Origin of the sequence: Streptomyces nigra, from assembly GCF_003074055.1 — a bacterium.
In the GTDB taxonomy this organism is placed as follows: domain Bacteria; phylum Actinomycetota; class Actinomycetes; order Streptomycetales; family Streptomycetaceae; genus Streptomyces; species Streptomyces nigra.
The window spans coordinates 2885329-2900504 of sequence record NZ_CP029043.1 but is presented as its reverse complement, the minus strand read 5'-3'; the positions used below and the strand labels follow the sequence as shown (position 1 = coordinate 2900504).

Sequence of the window (15176 nt, the reverse complement as noted above, 5' to 3'; positions counted from 1 at the left end):
GTGGGAGAGGCGGTGCCTCACACCGTCTGGTGGGCCAGCAGGGCCACCGCCGCGATCAGCACCACGAGCAGGGCGGCCAGCGCCATGGGGTTGAGGCCCGCGAACGGGTTCTCCTGCTGGAGCCGCTGGCGGTTCGCCCGGCAGACGGGGCAGCGGCCCTCGCTCACGGGTGCGGCGCAGTTCGCGCACACCAACCGGTCGTACGTCATGCGCCACCCTCCTCGCGCTGTCCTCCGAAGGGTTCAACGGGTCCGGCACCGGATCCGTTCCCCTTCTCCTCTACTGTGCCAGGTTCCCGGGCAAAGGGCGCGGGCGCTCTCTCAGGGCGTAGTCGCCACCGGTACAAATGCGCACAACCCTTTACACAACCCCTACGGTGCCTGCGCTCCCCGGCCCGGTTCGCGTATGGTCACGCACACCTACCCCCGGCGACCCGTGGTGCATCCGTGATCCGATTCGACAACGTCTCCAAGGTCTACCCCAAGCAGACCCGCCCCGCACTCAGGGATGTGTCCCTGGAAGTGGAGAAGGGCGAGTTCGTCTTCCTCGTGGGGTCCTCCGGCTCCGGAAAGTCCACCTTCCTGCGGCTCATCCTCCGCGAGGAGCGGTGCAGCCACGGCCAGGTGCACGTCCTGGGCAAGGACCTCGCGCGCGTCTCCAACTGGAAGGTGCCGCAGATCCGCCGCCAGCTGGGCACCGTGTTCCAGGACTTCCGCCTGCTGCCCAACAAGACCGTCGGCGAGAACGTCGCCTTCGCGCAGGAGGTCATCGGCAAGTCCCGCGGCGAGATCCGCAAGTCCGTGCCGCAGGTGCTCGACCTCGTCGGGCTCGGCGGCAAGGAGGACCGGATGCCGGGCGAGCTCTCGGGTGGTGAGCAGCAGCGCGTGGCCATCGCCCGCGCCTTCGTGAACCGCCCCAAGCTGCTCATCTGCGACGAGCCCACCGGCAACCTCGACCCGCAGACCTCCGTCGGCATCATGAAGCTGCTGGACCGGATCAACCGGACCGGCACGACGGTCGTGATGGCCACGCACGATCAGAACATCGTGGACCAGATGCGCAAGCGCGTCATCGAGCTGGAGAAGGGCCGCCTCGTCCGCGACCAGGCACGCGGCGTCTACGGCTACCAGCACTGACCCGGACCAGTCCACGGAAAGGCCTGAAAGAGACGCCATGCGCGCCCAGTTCGTACTCTCCGAGATCGGTGTCGGTCTCCGCCGCAACCTGACGATGACGTTCGCCGTCATCGTCTCCGTCGCCCTGTCCCTCGCCCTGTTCGGCGGGTCGCTCCTGATGAGCGACCAGGTCAACACGATGAAGGGCTACTGGTACGACAAGGTCAACGTCTCCGTCTTCCTCTGCAACAAGAGCGACGCGGAGTCCGACCCCAACTGCGCCAAGGGCGCCGTCACCGAGGACCAGAAGAAGCAGATCGAGGCCGATCTGAACGACATGACGGTCGTCGACAAGGTGACGTACGAGTCCCAGGACCAGGCGTACAAGCACTACAAGGAGCAGTTCGGCGACTCCCCGCTGGCCGCCTCGCTCACGCCGGACCAGATGCAGGAGTCGTACCGGATCAAGCTGAAGGACCCCGAGAAGTACGAGGTCGTCGCCACCGCCTTCGACGGGCGGGACGGCGTGCAGTCCGTGCAGGACCAGAAGGGCATCCTGGACAACCTCTTCGGGCTCCTCAACGGCATGAACTGGGCCGCGCGGGCGGTGATGGCGCTGATGCTCGTCGTCGCGCTCATGCTGATCGTCAACACGGTGCGGGTCTCCGCGTTCAGCCGGCGCCGCGAGACCGGCATCATGCGCCTGGTCGGCGCCTCCGGCTTCTACATCCAGGCGCCGTTCATCATGGAGGCCGCCGTCGCCGGGCTCATCGGCGGCACGGTCGCCTGCGGCTTCCTGGTGATCGCGCGGTACTTCATCATCGACCACGGCCTGGCCCTGTCGGAGAAGCTGAACCTCATCAACTTCATCGGCTGGGACGCGGTGTTGACCAAGCTGCCGCTCATCCTCGCGACGAGCCTGCTGATGCCGGCGCTGGCGGCGTTCTTCGCGTTGCGCAAGTACCTCAAGGTGTGACCAACGCCAAGGGGGCCGTACGGGGATCGGACCGTGCGGCCCCTTCGCGTTGTCCTAGACTCACCGGCATGTCAGGCCGTGACCTGTTCTGTCAGCCCCGCCGCTTCGGCCGCGGGGCCGCCCTGACATTGGTGTTCGCGAGCGTGCTCGTCGCCGGTGCGGCGACCGGCTCCCTGCCCGGACCCGAGCGGAAGTCCCCGGCGGGCGCAGCCCGTTCGGCGGCCCCCGGGCCCCGGCACGAGGACGTCGCCGCGGCCGCCGCCGACGCCATGGCGGCCGGCACGTCCCCCGTGGAGGCCGCCGAACGGGCGGTCAGCCGCAGCGGGGACCGCTGGGGCGCCATCTACTCCGAGGGCGAGTACGAGGAGTTCGAGGAGGCCCTCGACGGCCGCTACACCGGCGTCGGGCTGTGGGCCGGGCGCCGGGGGGACGGCGTCGAGGTGACCAAGGTGCGGCCGGGCTCGCCCGCCGCCGAGGCCGGCATCCGGGCCGGCGACCGGCTGCGCAGCGTCGACGGCGAGACCACCGACGGCCGCCCGGTCAGCGAGGTCGTCGCGGCACTGCGGGGCGACGCCGAGGACGCGGCCGCCGGCACCTCCGTCGTGGTCGGCCTGCAGCGCGGCGAGCGCTCCTGGGAGCTCACCCTGCGCCGGGCCAGGCTCTCCACCGACCCGGTCACCGTGCGGGAGGCCGGCGACGGCGTCACCGTCATCCGCATCGCCTCCTTCACCAAGGGCAGCGGCAAGGCCGTCCGCGCCGCCCTGCGCCGGGCCTCCGCCGCCGGGGTCGTCCTCGACCTGCGCGGCAACCCCGGCGGCCTGGTCACCGAGGCCGTCACCGCCGCCTCCGCCTTCCTCGACGGCGGGCTCGTCGCCACCTACGACGTCGACGGCGACCAGCGCGCCCTGCACGCCGAGCCGGGCGGCGACACCGACCGGCCCCTCGTCGCCCTGGTCGACGGCGGCACGATGAGCGCCGCCGAACTGCTCACCGGCGCCCTCCAGGACCGCGGCCGGGCCGTCGTCGTGGGCAGCCGCACCTTCGGCAAGGGCTCCGTGCAGATGCCGAGCCGGCTGCCCGACGGGTCCGTCGCCGAGCTGACCGTCGGCCACTACCGCACTCCGTCCGGGCGGACCGTCGACGGGCGGGGCATCGCCCCCGACCTGGAGGCGGACCAGCAGGTCCTGCGCCGGGCCGAGACGGTCCTCAGCGGCCTCGGCGACTCGTAAAACGGGTTCCCGGGGACCCCGTCCGTAGTGCGAAAATGGACGGCACTATGAGCAAGGGAATGTACGTACCGAAGGAGTCCCAGCCCAAGCAGGGCGGGGGGACCGCCGCGAAGGCCAGGGACGGCGAGAAGGGCGGCCGGAAGAAGATCGTCGCCCAGAACAAGAAGGCCCGGCACGACTACGCGATCATCGACACCTACGAGGCCGGTCTGGTGCTCATGGGCACCGAGGTCAAGTCGCTGCGCGAGGGCCGGACGTCGCTGGCCGACGGCTTCGTCCAGATCGACGGGGGCGAGGCGTGGCTGCACAACGCCCACATCCCGGAGTACCACCAGGGCAGCTGGACCAACCACTCCGCGCGCCGCAAGCGCAAGCTGCTGCTGCACCGCGAGGAGATCGACAAGCTGGAGGCGAAGGCCCAGGAGACGGGTCACACCATCGTGCCTCTCGCCCTGTACTTCAAGGACGGGCGGGCCAAGGCCGAGATCGCGCTCGCGCGCGGCAAGAAGGAGTACGACAAGCGCCAGACCCTGCGGGAGAAGCAGGACCGGCGGGAGTCGGACCGGGCGATCGCGGCGGCCAAGCGCCGGCAGCGGGGCCACTGACGCACCGCACCGGCGGACGGGACCGACGGACGGGAATGCAGTGGCATCGTCCGGCGTTGGTCACGTACGATGGCATCGCACCTCGCTGAGGGTGCGGCTTTTGAAAACACCACATGGGGATGATCGGTTTCGACAGCGGCTGTTGAGACAGGGGAAGCGTGTCGAGGAAGCGGCAATGATCTCGTAAACCATATGTCGCAAAAAATAATCGCCAACACCAAGCGCGATTCCTTCGCCCTCGCTGCCTAAGTAGCGACTTGCGAAGTGTCAGCCCGGGGCTGTTCCCGACCCGGATCCTGGCATCAGCTAGGGAACTAAACCTTGATCCCGGTCACGGGGTGAAAAGGGAAATCAAACAGTGACTGGGCCCGTCGGCGACTTGTTCGCGTGATCGCCGGGGCCGAGAAAATCGCAGCGAACTGCACACGGAGAAGCCCTGTTTTTGCACCGTTGGACGCGGGTTCGATTCCCGCCATCTCCACGATCGAGAAGGCTCCGGCCCTCTCAGCCCATGTCGGCCCAGGCCCCGTCGCTTCCGAGCGGCGGGGCCCGCGTCGTTTGTGACACCGCTGTGACGGCTGATGTGGGGTGCGTCACAGATCGAGAAAGCGGTTCCTGGTGGGGTGGGCGGATGCCGAGACTCCCGCGTGCCGTACCCCCTGTCCTGGCCGGCCTCCTGCTACTGACCGCGTGCGGCTCGCACGACAGCCCACCGGGCGCCGGCGGTGACGGGCGGGTCCGCGCCCAGGCGCTGTGCCCCTCGGACTACACGCAGTACGGCGCCACACCGTCGCCGCGCCGGCCGACGGCCTCCGCCTCCGGCACCCCCACCTCGCTGCCCCTGCCGTCCCCCGCGCCGGAGGAGAACGGCGTGCGGATCACGAAGCTGTACGCCTGGGGTCCGGGCAGCGGATGCCTGGACGTCGACCACAGCGCGGAGTTCGAGGTCGTCAACAAGACCGACGAGGCCGTCACCTACACGGTGACCCTCGCGTTCAGCTCGTCGTCCGGAGGTGTGGCCGGCACCGCGGACCATGTCGTCGAGGCCGTCGGACCCGGCCGGACCGGCAAGGGTGCCGCTGCCATGCACGCGACGCAGTTGGGCGATGCCGAGGTGACGGGCGTGAAGGTGCTCAAGGTGCGCAGCGTCCCCGTCGCCGAGGCGTCGTCGGCGTCGGGACCGTGCCCGAAGGCGGGGGTGCGGGTGTACGCCGACCGGGGGGACGCGGCCATGGGGCTGCGGGTCGTGGGCCTGCACCTGGTCAACTGCGGGACCCGGCCGTACGAGCTCGGCGGCTATCCACGCCTGGAGCTCCAGGACGAGGAGCACGCCCGCGTGGACGGCGTCGAGATCCTGCGGGGAACCCAGGAGATCGGCACCGGGATCGGTGGACAGGACGCGCCGCAGCCGCTGACGCTGCAGCCGGGGGAGGCCGCGGCGACCACGCTGGCCTGGCGGAACACCACCCAGGCCGGGACCCCGGTGAACGCGCCCTACGCGCGCGTGTGGGCGAAACCCGGGGCCGACCCGGTGACGGTCGTCCCCGAACTCGACCTTGGCACGACGGGCCGGCTCGGTGTCGGGCCGTGGCGGCGGGACGAGGCCTACCGGGACCCGGAGGCCGGCGCCCGCCCGTGAGCCTGTTCCTCGTCGTCCTCGCCGGGGCGGCCGCGCTGTTCCTGTTCGGCCTGTCGCGGGTGCCGCCCGGGATCAAGGTGACCGTCCTGACCGCGCCCCCGGTGGCGGCGGTGATGTGGCTGCTGGACGTGGTGTTCGGGCGGCGGGCCGTCGCGGTGGCCGTGGGCGCGGTGTTCCTCGTCGTCCTGGTCGCGCTGAACGGGCTCCTGGCGCATCCCCGGCTGCCGCCGTGGGCGAAGCCCGTCGTGTTCGGGACGGTGCCGGGGGCCGCGCTGGCCTGGCTGCTGGTCGTCACCGCTGACGACACCCTCAAGGACCCCGGCGAGGATCCGTGTTCGATGTACCACGGCGGCACCGGTGTCTCCGAGGTCTTCCCGCCCCGCGCGTACTGCCGCTTCGGGCACGGCGGGACCCTCGACCTCGCGCCGGGCACCCAGGTCGTGTTCTGGGTGTGCTTCACCGTCAGCGTGGTGCTGCTCGCGCTCGGGCTGGCGTGGGCCGTACGGGATCCACGGGCCGTGGTCCGCCGGTTCCACCGGGCCGGTCGCGGCTGAACCCCCATGTGGGGAGCGGCCGTTGTGGTGTCCGGCCCCATATCGGAGTCCCGGCGGCGCTTCTACGGTCCCTCCGCATGACACCGACCAGAGCCGCACGTCCTCGACTCGCCGTCCTGGTGACCCTGCTGGTCGCCCTGACCGCCGCCGTCCTCACACCCGGCCGGGCCGCCGCCGCATCGCTCCAGGAGGTCACCGGGTTCGGGTCCAACCCCGGTGCGCTGCGCATGTTCCGGTACGTCCCCGACGGGCTGCCCGCCGGGCGGCCGGTGGTCGTCGCGCTGCACGGGTGCACCCAGAACGCCGCCGGCTACGGCAGCGGCAGCGGATGGCTCCAGCTCGCCGACCGCTGGAAGTTCTCCGTCGTGCTGCCGCAGCAGCAGAGCGCCAACAACCTCTCGTCCTGCTTCAACTGGTTCCAGACCGGGGACATCGCGCGCGGCCAGGGCGAGGCCGCCTCGATCGCGCAGATGGTGGACCGCCAGCTCGCCGACACCTCCGGCGACGCGTCCCGGGTCCAGGTGACCGGCCTGTCCGCCGGGGGCGGTATGACGGCCGTGATGATGGCGGCCTACCCGGAGAAGTTCGCGGCCGGCGGGATCGTGGCCGGGCTGCCGTACGGATGCGCGCAGGCCGCCGGGTCGCCGTACGTCTGCATGTACGTGGGCGCCACCCAGAGTGCCCGGCAGTGGGGTGACCGGGTGCGGGCGGCGCGGCCCGGGTACACCGGGCCGTGGCCGACGCTGGTCGCCTTCCAGGGGACGGCCGACTACACGGTGAAGCCGGTCAACATGACCGATCTGACGCGGCAGTGGACCGACGCGCACGGCACCGACCAGACCGCCGACGTCAGCGACACGGTCGCCGGGTTCCCGCACCAGGTGTACCGGGACTCCTCCGGGCGGGCGGTCGTGGAGACGTACAGCCTCACCGGGATGGGCCACGGGCAGCCCGTCGACCCCGGCACCGGAGCCGAGCAGTGCGGGACCGCCGGGGCGTATCTGCTCGACGTGAACCTGTGCGCCGCCCACCGGATGGGGCGGGCCTGGGGGCTCGGCTAAGGGCTGTCCCGTCATTCCCGGCGGGCGCGCGACGCCGGCTACGGCACCTCGCCGCGTTGTCGGGTCGTCCGCGTACATCCCGTATGCGGACGGCCCTCCGCCTTGCGATGCACCGCATCCGACGCCGCGCGCCGATCCACCGGGAATGACGGGACAGCCCTCAGGTCGTGTCCGCAAAGTTCCGCTGGCGCCCGACGCCCGGGCACGGCCTGGGCGAGGCGGTCTGTCGCCGGGGGCCGTCGTCCGGGATGCTCCTGAGGCATGAGCAGACCCGTGAACCGTCGTGGGACAGACAGTGCCTCCCGTGCCCGCGGGTGGCGATGGCCGGTGGCACTGGCCCTGGTCGCCGCCTTCCTCGGGCCCGGGGCGCAGGCCGGCGCGGACTCCGACCGCTCCGGTCTGCCGGAGGCCGTCGACGCCGTGCTCGGGGACCCGCGGATGGAGGGCGGGACGGCGAGCGTGGTCGTCGCGGACGCGGCCACCGGCGAACTCCTGTACCAGCACCTCCCGTCGTCCCGTCTGATGCCCGCCTCCAACGCCAAGCTCGCCACGTCGGCCGCCGCGATGGACGTCCTCGGCCCCGATCACCGCTTCACCACCGAGGTGCTGACCACCGGGCGGCGTCACGGTCCCGTGCTCAAGGGGGACCTGTATCTGCGGGGCACCGGGGACCCGACCCTCCTCGCCGGGGACCTCGACGCCCTCGCCGCCCGGCTGGCCGCCTCCGGGGTGCGGCGCGTCGAGGGAAGGCTCGTCGCCGACGACACCCGGTTCGACGACCAGCGGCTCGGCCGCTCCTGGGCCGCCGACGACGAGTCCGCCTACTACTCGGCGCAGATCAGCGCCCTGAGCCTGGCACCGGACACCGACTACGACACCGGGACCGTGATCGTCACCGTGCGGCCGGGGGCGGCGGCGGGCGACGAGCCCGTCGTCACCGTCACCCCGGACACCGGGTACGTCGACGTCGAGGTGGAGGCCCGGACGGTCGCCGCCGGCGGGGCGCAGTCGCTGACCGTCGAGCGGGAGCACGGCACCAACACCCTCGTGGTCACCGGCACCACCCCGGTCGGGGGCACCGGCGCCAAGGAGTGGATCAGCGTCTGGGAGCCCACCGGCTACGCCGCCGCCGTCTTCCGGGAGGCGCTCGCGGACCACGGGATCACGGTCGGCGGGCCCACCCGGCTCGGCCGGCCGACCCCGGAGGGCGCCCGGCGGCTCGCCGCGCACGACTCCATGCCGCTGAAGGACCTGCTGGTGCCCTTCATGAAGCTGTCCAACAACATGCACGCCGAGATCCTGACCAAGGCCATGGGGTACGCGGTGTCGGAGAAGGGCACCTGGGACGCCGGGCTCGCGGCGATCGGCGGCTATCTGCGGAAGGCCGGCGTCGACACCGGCCGGCTCCGGCAGGTCGACGGCTCGGGGCTGTCGCGGATGGACAACTTCCCGGCGGACCAGTTCGTACGGCTGCTGCGGGGCGTGCGCGCCGAGCCCTGGTACGCCGACTGGCTCCGCTCGCTGCCTGTCGCCTGCCATCCCGACCGGTTCACGGGCGGCACGCTGCGCTCGCGGATGTGCGGGACGCCGGCCGCGCTCAACGCCCGCGCCAAGACCGGGTCGTTGACGGGGGCGTCGGCGCTGTCGGGCTATGTCACCGACGCCGGCGGACGGGAGCTGGTCTTCGCCGTGATCCTCAACAACTACCTCGCCTCGTCGGTGAAGGCGCTGGAGGACGCGATCGTGGTGACCCTGGCCGGGTCGCGGGAGGAGGCCGCGGTGCCGGCTCCGGCGCTCAGGAGCGGCGGGAGCGGCGGCGGCCTCGAGTGCGCGTGGCGCAAGCCCGCCCTGTGCTGAGCGGGTGATGGCCCGCCCCGGACCCGTACGGGGGATTTCCGGATCCGGGGCGGTGCCGGTGCCGCGGCCGTCATGGGGGCGGGGCCGCGGCTGATCGGGGCGCCGGCGCCGGGGGAGGACGCCGGCGCGGCCCTCAGGGGACGGGGGTCACGCGAAGGCGGGCGCGTTGCGCTGCGCCCAGCCCGCGAACGAGCCCGCGGGACGGCCCAGGAGGCGCTCGACGTCGGGGCTGACGCGCTGCTCGGCGGGCAGCGGCTCACCCAGGATGTCGAGCGTGCCGTCGATGACCGGCTCCGGCATGAACCGCGCCATGTGCTCGCGCGCCTGCTCGCGGGTCAGCTCCACGAAGCCGACCTCCTCGCCGATGGCCTCGGCGAGCGCGGCGGCCTGCTCGCGCGGGGTGACGGCGGCCGGGCCGGTCAGCTCGTACGTCCGCCCGGCGTGGCCGTCCTCCCGCAGCACCACGGCCGCCACCGCCGAGATGTCCGCCGGGTCCACGACGGGCAGGGCCACGTCGGCGAACGGGGCGATCACCGCGCGCTGGGTGCGGACGCTCTCGATCCAGGCGTAGGCGTTGGAGGCGAAGCCGCCCGGGCGCAGGATCGTCCAGTCCAGGCCCGAGCCGCGCACGGCCTCCTCGTACTCGCGCAGCCGGCCGTGCGAGAGGGCGTCCGGGCGGGTGGCGTTGATCTGCGAGGAGAGCAGGACGACGCGCCGCACCCCGGCCTCGCGGGCCGCCGCAAGCACCTCGACGGCGGGGGCGCCGCCGCCCAGCAGATCACCGGCGAGCAGCAGGAACAGCGCCTCGGCGCCCTCCAGGGCGGGGCCGAGCGTCGAGGGATCGGCGAGGTCGGCGCGGACATGCCGCGCTCCCTCCGGCAGGTCGTGGGAGAGGGGATTGCGGGAGACGGCCGTGACCTTCTCGCCCGCGGCGGCGAGCGCCTCGACGAGCGGACGGCCGACGTTCCCGGAGGCTCCGGTGACAACGATCATGAGAACTCCCAAATACGGGTGGAAAAGGGTGAGTTGGTGCCAAGTGGTGCGATGTCTTCGACGTTAGCATCCTCGGTATAGTAGGTACCTAGAGGAAAGTGACTAGGGAGTCGTCGCGTCCTCCCGTTCCTCGTAGCGGGCCCGCAGGGCGCGCCCCAGCCGGGCCAGATGGGCGCGGGCCGCGGGCGGCCCCACCACCTCCACCCGGTCGGCGAGCCCCGCCAGCTGTGCCGCGAGCACCTCCAGGGACGGCCCGGCCGCCTCGATCTCCCGGCGGCCGTCGCCGAGCAGTCGCCCGATCCGCAGCCGCCCGCCGAACAGCCGCTGCAGCACGGGCAGGGCGTCCGGGTCGGCGTGGGCCGTCACGGCCGCCGCGAGCAGCCGGTCCTCCAGCCGCCCGGCCAGTGAGCGCCAGGCCGCCGCCAGATCGAAACCGGCGGGCCGCCGCACCGGCTCCCCGGTCGGCTCCACCGAGGCGATCCGGCCCAGCCGGTAGGAGCGCAGGCCGTCCCCGCTGCCGGCGACCAGATACCAATGGCCCGCCTTGTGGACGAGGCCGTGCGGATCCACGGTCCGCTCGGCCGGCTCCTCGCCGGGGCGGGCGTACCCGAGCCGGACCCGTACGCCGTCCAGCACCGCCCGCTCCAGCTCGGCCAGATGCGGGTCGGCCGCCGTCACGGCCGTGCCCGACCAGTCCAGCTCGTCGACGATCCGCGCGCGGGACGCCGCCTCCGCGTCCGGCCGCAGCGGCTCCGGCACCGCGCGCAGCAGCTTCCGTAAGGCCGCGCGCAGTTCCGGGGAGGCGCCCGACGATCCGGCCGCCAGGAACAGCGCCCGCACCTCGGGCGAGGTCAGCCCGGTCAGATCCGTGCGCGCCCCGCCGACCAGCCGCCAGCCGCCGCCCCGGCCGCGCTGCGCGTACACGGGGACACCGGACGCGGTCAGCGCCTCCAGGTCGCGGCGCGCGGTCCGCTCGGAGACCTCCAGCTCGGCGGCGAGCTCCGCCGCCGTGACCCGGCCGCGCGCCTGGAGGAACAGCAGGGCCGCCACCAGCCGGTCAGCGCGCATCGCCGCTCACCCTTTCGGGAAAAGAGGCCGGAGGGTGGCCCATTTCGCCGGAAGACTCGACGGCATGACGAATCCCGTGAACACCTCCGCCACCCCGCCGCTCGCCGACCCCCGCGACGGTCTGTTCAAGGCCGTCGACCTGGCCGGTGACGTGCTCGCGTCCGTGCGGCCCGAGGACTACGACGGCACCACGCCCTGTCCGGACTACTCGGTGCGCCAACTGTCCCTTCACCTCGTCTCCGTGCTCCGCCGTGTCGCCGTGATCGGCGCCGGTGGTCAGTTCTTCGCCGTCCCGCACTTCGCCGAGGACGTCGCCGACGGTGCCTGGGCCGAGGCCTGGGCCGCCGGGACGAAGGAGCTGCGGTCGGTCTGGTCGGATCCGGCGGTCCTGGGCCGGGAGATCGGGCTGCCCTGGGGGCCCGTCCCCGGCGCCGCCGCCGCGGTCATCTACACCAATGAGTTCGTGCTGCACACCTGGGACCTGGCCAGGGCGACCGGGCAGACGCCCGCCTGGGACGACGCCGTGCTGGCGGCGCCGCTGGCCGTGATGCACCGGGCGGTGCCCCGTGAACCGCGCGGCGGCCAGGTGCCGTTCGGCCCCGTCGTGGACGTCCCCGAGGACGCTCCCGCCATCGACCGCCTCGTCGGCTGGTACGGCCGCCGGCCCTGACCCCGCCCGGTCCCCGCGGGTGCCCGGAGGGGAGGGCACCCGCGGGGCGGACGGCCGTCGGGCGCTCAGGCGCCTATGGACTGCGGGAAGCGGAAGAACCGGTGCGGGTCGTACGTGTTCTTGATCCGGGCCAGCCGCGGGTAGTTCTCCGCGTAGTACGACTGTCTCCAGTCGGTCAGCGACGGGTCCATCCAGTTCTGGTAGCTCTCCCCGTTCGACAGCGGGTCGATCGTGGCGAACCCCCGGTCCACCCAGGTGTTCGCGACCGCCTTCGCCTCGTCGGTCACCTGGGCCGGGTCGTTGATGAGGACCCGGTAGTTGACCGAGAAGAGCGAGTCGCGGTGCACATACGCGGTCGCCGTGCGCGACAGCTCGTTGGCCGCGCCGCCGAAGAAGTGGAAGTCCAGGTAGCGGGCCTGGCCGGCCCTGCGGTCCGCGTCGAACGCCGTCATCACGTCCGCCCAGCCGCTCGCCGCGTACGGCGTGCTGCCCAGCCGTGTGCGCTCCAGGCCGTAGGCGGGCCGGGACAGTGTGCCGGAGGGCGTCTTCTCGGAGCGCTGGCACTGGTCCTCGGTGAGCGTGGCGCAGCCGAAGATCATCATCATGAGCTGCTGGTACGTCATCACGCCGTCCTGGCGCTGCACGGGCGGACCGGTCAGGGCGAGCAACCGGGCGGTCTCGGCGGTCAGTTCGGCCGGGGTGCCGCGGGAGGCGAGGAAGACGTTGGCCTGCGGCACCGTGCCCGGGGCCGCGTCGGGCTGCACGACGTAGGCGCCGCCGCCGATCGAGTGCGGGGCGTCCACCAGCCAGCGGGCCACCCCGTCGAGGACGTCGGCCATCCGGTCGTACGGGAAGACCAGGTTGCTGATCGCCATCTGGTCGCCGGTGTGCGGGGTCACCGTGAAGCGGGTGACGACGCCGAAGTTGCCGCCGCCGCCCCCGCGGATCGCCCAGAACAGGTCCGGGTTCTGCTTCGCCGAGGTGGTCACCACCCGCCCGTCGGCCAGCACCACCTGCGCGGCCGTCACCGCGTCGCAGGCCATGCCGGTCGGCCGGGTCAGGAAGCCGAAGCCGCCGCCCTGGAGGAAGCCGCCCGCGCACACGGTCGGGCAGCCGCCCTCGCTGACCACCAGATGGTGCGGGGCCAGCGCGTTGAGGATGGTGACGTTCTTCGCGCCCGGTCCGATGTCCACCGACGAAGGGCTCTTGACGGTCACGGCGTCGAGCTGGGAGACGTCGATGATCAGGCCCGGTGTGGTGGACCAGCCGCCGTAGTTGTGGCCGCCGCTGCGGACGGCCGTGCGCACGCCGTGGTCCTGGGCGAAGCGCACACAGACCGAGACGTCCGCCGCGCTGCGGCAGTAGGCGACGGCCTGCGGGTTCACCGTGTCGAACTGCCCGAGCTCCAGCTGCCGGGCGACGGTGTAGTAGGGGTCGGAGGGCAGCACGAGCCGGCCCGAGAGGCGGCTCGCGAGCCGGGCGTACGGCACACCGCCGCCTTCGGCGGCCACCGGAACGGCGGGTACGAGAGCGAGACCGGCGGCTGCGGAGCCGGCGCCGAGCAGGGTTCTACGACTGATCACACGGTGTCCCAGAGTCGATACGGGTGACGGACGGTCGGGGAGCGGCCCGCACAGGGCCTCGCGCTCGGGGGTGACGCCACGCCCTGTGCGGACCGGATCGGGGGCGGCGGTCAGGAGACCTTCTTGCCGCGCAGGGCGGACTTCGCGACGCCCTTGAGCATCGAGCGGCCCAGGTCGCGCATCTCCTTGGGGCCGTTGGTGCTGGCCCACCACATGAACTTGATCATCGTGGGGGTGGTGGCCCGGTAGAAGCGGTGGTCCTCGCCGTCCTTCCAGCCGAACGGCGTGTTGACCGACTCGCAGTCGTTGATGGCCTGGAAGACGATGTCGGCGGCCTTGTCGCCGTCGATCTCGCCGGCCTCGTACTTCATGCAGGTCTCGTGGGTGACGTCCAGCAGGTGCTTGAAGGCGTGGCTGTCCGGCCACCACAGACCCGGGTAGGGCGCCTTCTCCATGTTCCGGAAGTGCCGGTCGTCGCCCGTGAGTTCGTACTCCTGACGGGCCTGGATCTGCCGCATGGTCGCGGGCGTGGTGAAGCAGGCCCAGACCCGGAAGACCGCGTTCCAGAGCCGGAAGTGGGAGAACGCGATGTACGAGCTGTCGACGATCATGTCGTTGTACGTCAGCAGCCCCTGCTCCAGACGCTCCACGTACGCGAAGCGCTCGGCGGAGAAGTCGCCGTCGCGCAGCGCGTCCAGGACGCGGTAGCAGAGCGCGTCCACCACCTCGAAGGTGTTGGACAGACCGCGCGAGTACAGCGGGTCCACGAAGCCGGCGGCGTGCGACATCAGGCACCAACGGTCGCCCACGGTCCGCTTCGAGGAGTACTGGATGCGGTCCGGTGTGGAGATCCACTCGCGCACCCGGCGCGCACCCTCGAACTGCCGCTTCACCGCCGGGTACATGTCGAGGTAGTGCTGGAACTCCTCGTCCGGCGTCTTGTCCTTGGGCTGCGGGTACAGCCGCTCGTCGAAGGTCAGCCCGACGCTGCACACCGGGTTGCGGGAGTCCTTGTAGTTGTCGAACGGGATGATCCAGAACCAGCCGCGCTCGATCAGATGGTGCAGGGTGCCGCCGTGGAAGGGGGACTCGGCGGGCGGGCGCAGGGCTTCGGGGTAGCCGCACACGTCGTCGTAGGGCTTGATGCCGACGTAGTGCGTGAACATGGAGCGGGCGTGGTGCCGGATCCGCGTCGGCTTGTCGCGCAGGTCGAACTTCTGGGCGAGCGGGGAGCGGAAGCCGCTGGCGTCGATCAGGTACTTCGCGCGGAAGACCTCGCCGTTCTGGCCGGTGACCGTGACGCCCTCGTCGTCGAAGTCCAGGTCGGTGGCGCGCCAGTTCTGGCGCAGCGTGCAGCCGTACTTGGCGGCGACGTTGAAGTAGTAGGTGTCGGTGTCCTGGCGGAACATGTGCGACGCCTCGGTGAGCATCTTCGGGATGACGAACATCGTCGCCTCGCGCGGGTCCGGCTCCCGGTCCGGGACGTGCCGCACGAAACCGAAGCTCTGCTTCCTGCCGTGGTGGGCGCCGATGTGCTTGGTGACGGCCTTGATGTCGAGCAGGTGCTTGAGCTCGGGCACGTCGTAGCGCACGGCGAGGATGTGCAGCCACTCCACGAGCTGCGGGTTCTGCGACTCGCCGACCGCGAACCGCGGGTGCTGGCCGGCGTCGACGAGCACCACGTCGGCGCCCTGCCGGGCCAGGATCGCGCCGGTGATCGATCCGCCGATCCCGGCGCCCAGGATGATGACGTCGCACTCGGTCCACTCGCCGGGCTGCGGTGGTGTCTTCTGCGTCTCGGCCTTGCCGGTCAACTCGGGACTCCT

At 72.0% G+C, this 15176-nt stretch carries 14 protein-coding genes and 1 other RNA gene; 10 read left to right on the top strand and 5 right to left on the bottom strand.

Annotated features, from left to right (window positions below; translation table 11 throughout):
* Nucleotides 1–17: 17 nt before the first annotated feature.
* Nucleotides 18–209 carry a hypothetical protein gene (locus tag DC008_RS13335; protein WP_055624646.1) on the bottom strand — a complete coding sequence of 64 codons (192 nt, stop codon included), beginning with the start codon at nucleotides 207–209 and terminating at the stop codon, nucleotides 18–20.
* Between the two features lie 237 nt (nucleotides 210–446).
* Here DC008_RS13335 and ftsE point away from each other — a divergent pair, with 237 nt between their 5' ends.
* The 9 genes from ftsE (at nucleotide 447) to dacB (ending at nucleotide 9036) form a co-directional block, all read left to right on the top strand.
* The gene (gene ftsE, locus DC008_RS13330) at nucleotides 447–1136 is read left to right on the top strand and encodes a cell division ATP-binding protein FtsE (protein WP_055624645.1); all 690 of its coding nucleotides are present in this window, start codon (nucleotides 447–449) and stop codon (nucleotides 1134–1136) included.
* A gap of 37 nt (nucleotides 1137–1173) precedes the next feature.
* Nucleotides 1174–2091 carry a permease-like cell division protein FtsX gene (gene ftsX / locus DC008_RS13325; RefSeq protein ID WP_108707166.1) on the top strand — a complete coding sequence of 306 codons (918 nt, stop codon included), beginning with the start codon at nucleotides 1174–1176 and terminating at the stop codon, nucleotides 2089–2091.
* A gap of 68 nt (nucleotides 2092–2159) precedes the next feature.
* Nucleotides 2160–3320, top strand: coding sequence for a S41 family peptidase (locus tag DC008_RS13320; RefSeq protein WP_108707165.1), 1161 nt, complete (start codon nucleotides 2160–2162; stop codon nucleotides 3318–3320).
* 59 nt (nucleotides 3321–3379) lie between these two features.
* Nucleotides 3380–3925, top strand: a complete 546-nt coding sequence (smpB, locus tag DC008_RS13315; protein ID WP_055624642.1) for an SsrA-binding protein SmpB — start codon at nucleotides 3380–3382, stop codon at nucleotides 3923–3925.
* Nucleotides 3926–4040: 115 nt separating this feature from the next.
* Nucleotides 4041–4409, top strand: a transfer-messenger RNA (tmRNA) gene (gene ssrA / locus DC008_RS13310).
* 147 nt (nucleotides 4410–4556) lie between these two features.
* Nucleotides 4557–5564 (top strand): DUF4232 domain-containing protein, encoded by a 1008-nt coding sequence (locus DC008_RS13305; protein ID WP_108707164.1) that lies wholly within the window; start codon nucleotides 4557–4559, stop codon nucleotides 5562–5564.
* Nucleotides 5561–6118 carry a hypothetical protein gene (locus DC008_RS13300; protein ID WP_108707163.1) on the top strand — a complete coding sequence of 186 codons (558 nt, stop codon included), beginning with the start codon at nucleotides 5561–5563 and terminating at the stop codon, nucleotides 6116–6118. The genes DC008_RS13305 and DC008_RS13300 overlap by 4 nt, the downstream gene beginning before the upstream one ends.
* A gap of 77 nt (nucleotides 6119–6195) precedes the next feature.
* Nucleotides 6196–7179, top strand: a complete 984-nt coding sequence (locus tag DC008_RS13295) for an extracellular catalytic domain type 1 short-chain-length polyhydroxyalkanoate depolymerase (protein ID WP_108707162.1) — start codon at nucleotides 6196–6198, stop codon at nucleotides 7177–7179.
* Between the two features lie 261 nt (nucleotides 7180–7440).
* Entirely contained in the window at nucleotides 7441–9036 is a 1596-nt protein-coding gene (gene dacB / locus DC008_RS13290; protein WP_108707161.1) for a D-alanyl-D-alanine carboxypeptidase/D-alanyl-D-alanine endopeptidase, read from the top strand.
* 147 nt (nucleotides 9037–9183) lie between these two features.
* On the opposite strand, the gene DC008_RS13285 is transcribed toward dacB, so the two are convergent.
* Both DC008_RS13285 and DC008_RS13280 read right to left on the bottom strand, forming a co-directional pair.
* Nucleotides 9184–10029 (bottom strand): SDR family oxidoreductase, encoded by an 846-nt coding sequence (locus DC008_RS13285; protein ID WP_055624639.1) that lies wholly within the window; start codon nucleotides 10027–10029, stop codon nucleotides 9184–9186.
* Between the two features lie 102 nt (nucleotides 10030–10131).
* Nucleotides 10132–11097, bottom strand: a complete 966-nt coding sequence (locus DC008_RS13280; protein WP_108707160.1) for a helix-turn-helix transcriptional regulator — start codon at nucleotides 11095–11097, stop codon at nucleotides 10132–10134.
* 64 nt (nucleotides 11098–11161) lie between these two features.
* On the opposite strand from DC008_RS13280, the gene DC008_RS13275 reads away from it, so the two are divergent.
* Complete coding sequence (locus DC008_RS13275) at nucleotides 11162–11767, top strand: TIGR03086 family metal-binding protein (RefSeq protein WP_108707159.1); 606 nt, start codon at nucleotides 11162–11164, stop codon at nucleotides 11765–11767.
* Between the two features lie 65 nt (nucleotides 11768–11832).
* Here the strand turns inward: DC008_RS13275 and DC008_RS13270 are convergent, their stop codons facing one another.
* Together DC008_RS13270 and DC008_RS13265 are read right to left on the bottom strand one after the other, a co-directional pair.
* Nucleotides 11833–13350 carry an FAD-binding oxidoreductase gene (locus tag DC008_RS13270; RefSeq protein ID WP_108707158.1) on the bottom strand — a complete coding sequence of 506 codons (1518 nt, stop codon included), beginning with the start codon at nucleotides 13348–13350 and terminating at the stop codon, nucleotides 11833–11835.
* Nucleotides 13351–13460: 110 nt separating this feature from the next.
* Nucleotides 13461–15164 (bottom strand): NAD(P)/FAD-dependent oxidoreductase, encoded by a 1704-nt coding sequence (locus DC008_RS13265; RefSeq protein WP_108707157.1) that lies wholly within the window; start codon nucleotides 15162–15164, stop codon nucleotides 13461–13463.
* Nucleotides 15165–15176 lie beyond the last annotated feature (12 nt).

Excerpts from the sequence above, each read along its gene's own strand:
- DC008_RS13295 (WP_108707162.1), top strand. The coding sequence starts at position 6,196 with ATGACACCGACCAGAGCCGCACGTCCTCGACTCGCCGTCCTGGTGACC.
- DC008_RS13275 (WP_108707159.1), top strand. The coding sequence starts at position 11,162 with ATGACGAATCCCGTGAACACCTCCGCCACCCCGCCGCTCGCCGACCCC.
- DC008_RS13305 (WP_108707164.1), top strand. The coding sequence starts at position 4,557 with ATGCCGAGACTCCCGCGTGCCGTACCCCCTGTCCTGGCCGGCCTCCTG.
- ftsX (WP_108707166.1), top strand. The coding sequence starts at position 1,174 with ATGCGCGCCCAGTTCGTACTCTCCGAGATCGGTGTCGGTCTCCGCCGC.
- DC008_RS13285 (WP_055624639.1), bottom strand. The coding sequence starts at position 10,029 with ATGATCGTTGTCACCGGAGCCTCCGGGAACGTCGGCCGTCCGCTCGTC.
- smpB (WP_055624642.1), top strand. The coding sequence starts at position 3,380 with ATGTACGTACCGAAGGAGTCCCAGCCCAAGCAGGGCGGGGGGACCGCC.
- DC008_RS13335 (WP_055624646.1), bottom strand. The coding sequence starts at position 209 with ATGACGTACGACCGGTTGGTGTGCGCGAACTGCGCCGCACCCGTGAGC.
- DC008_RS13320 (WP_108707165.1), top strand. The coding sequence starts at position 2,160 with ATGTCAGGCCGTGACCTGTTCTGTCAGCCCCGCCGCTTCGGCCGCGGG.
- dacB (WP_108707161.1), top strand. The coding sequence starts at position 7,441 with ATGAGCAGACCCGTGAACCGTCGTGGGACAGACAGTGCCTCCCGTGCC.
- DC008_RS13280 (WP_108707160.1), bottom strand. The coding sequence starts at position 11,097 with ATGCGCGCTGACCGGCTGGTGGCGGCCCTGCTGTTCCTCCAGGCGCGC.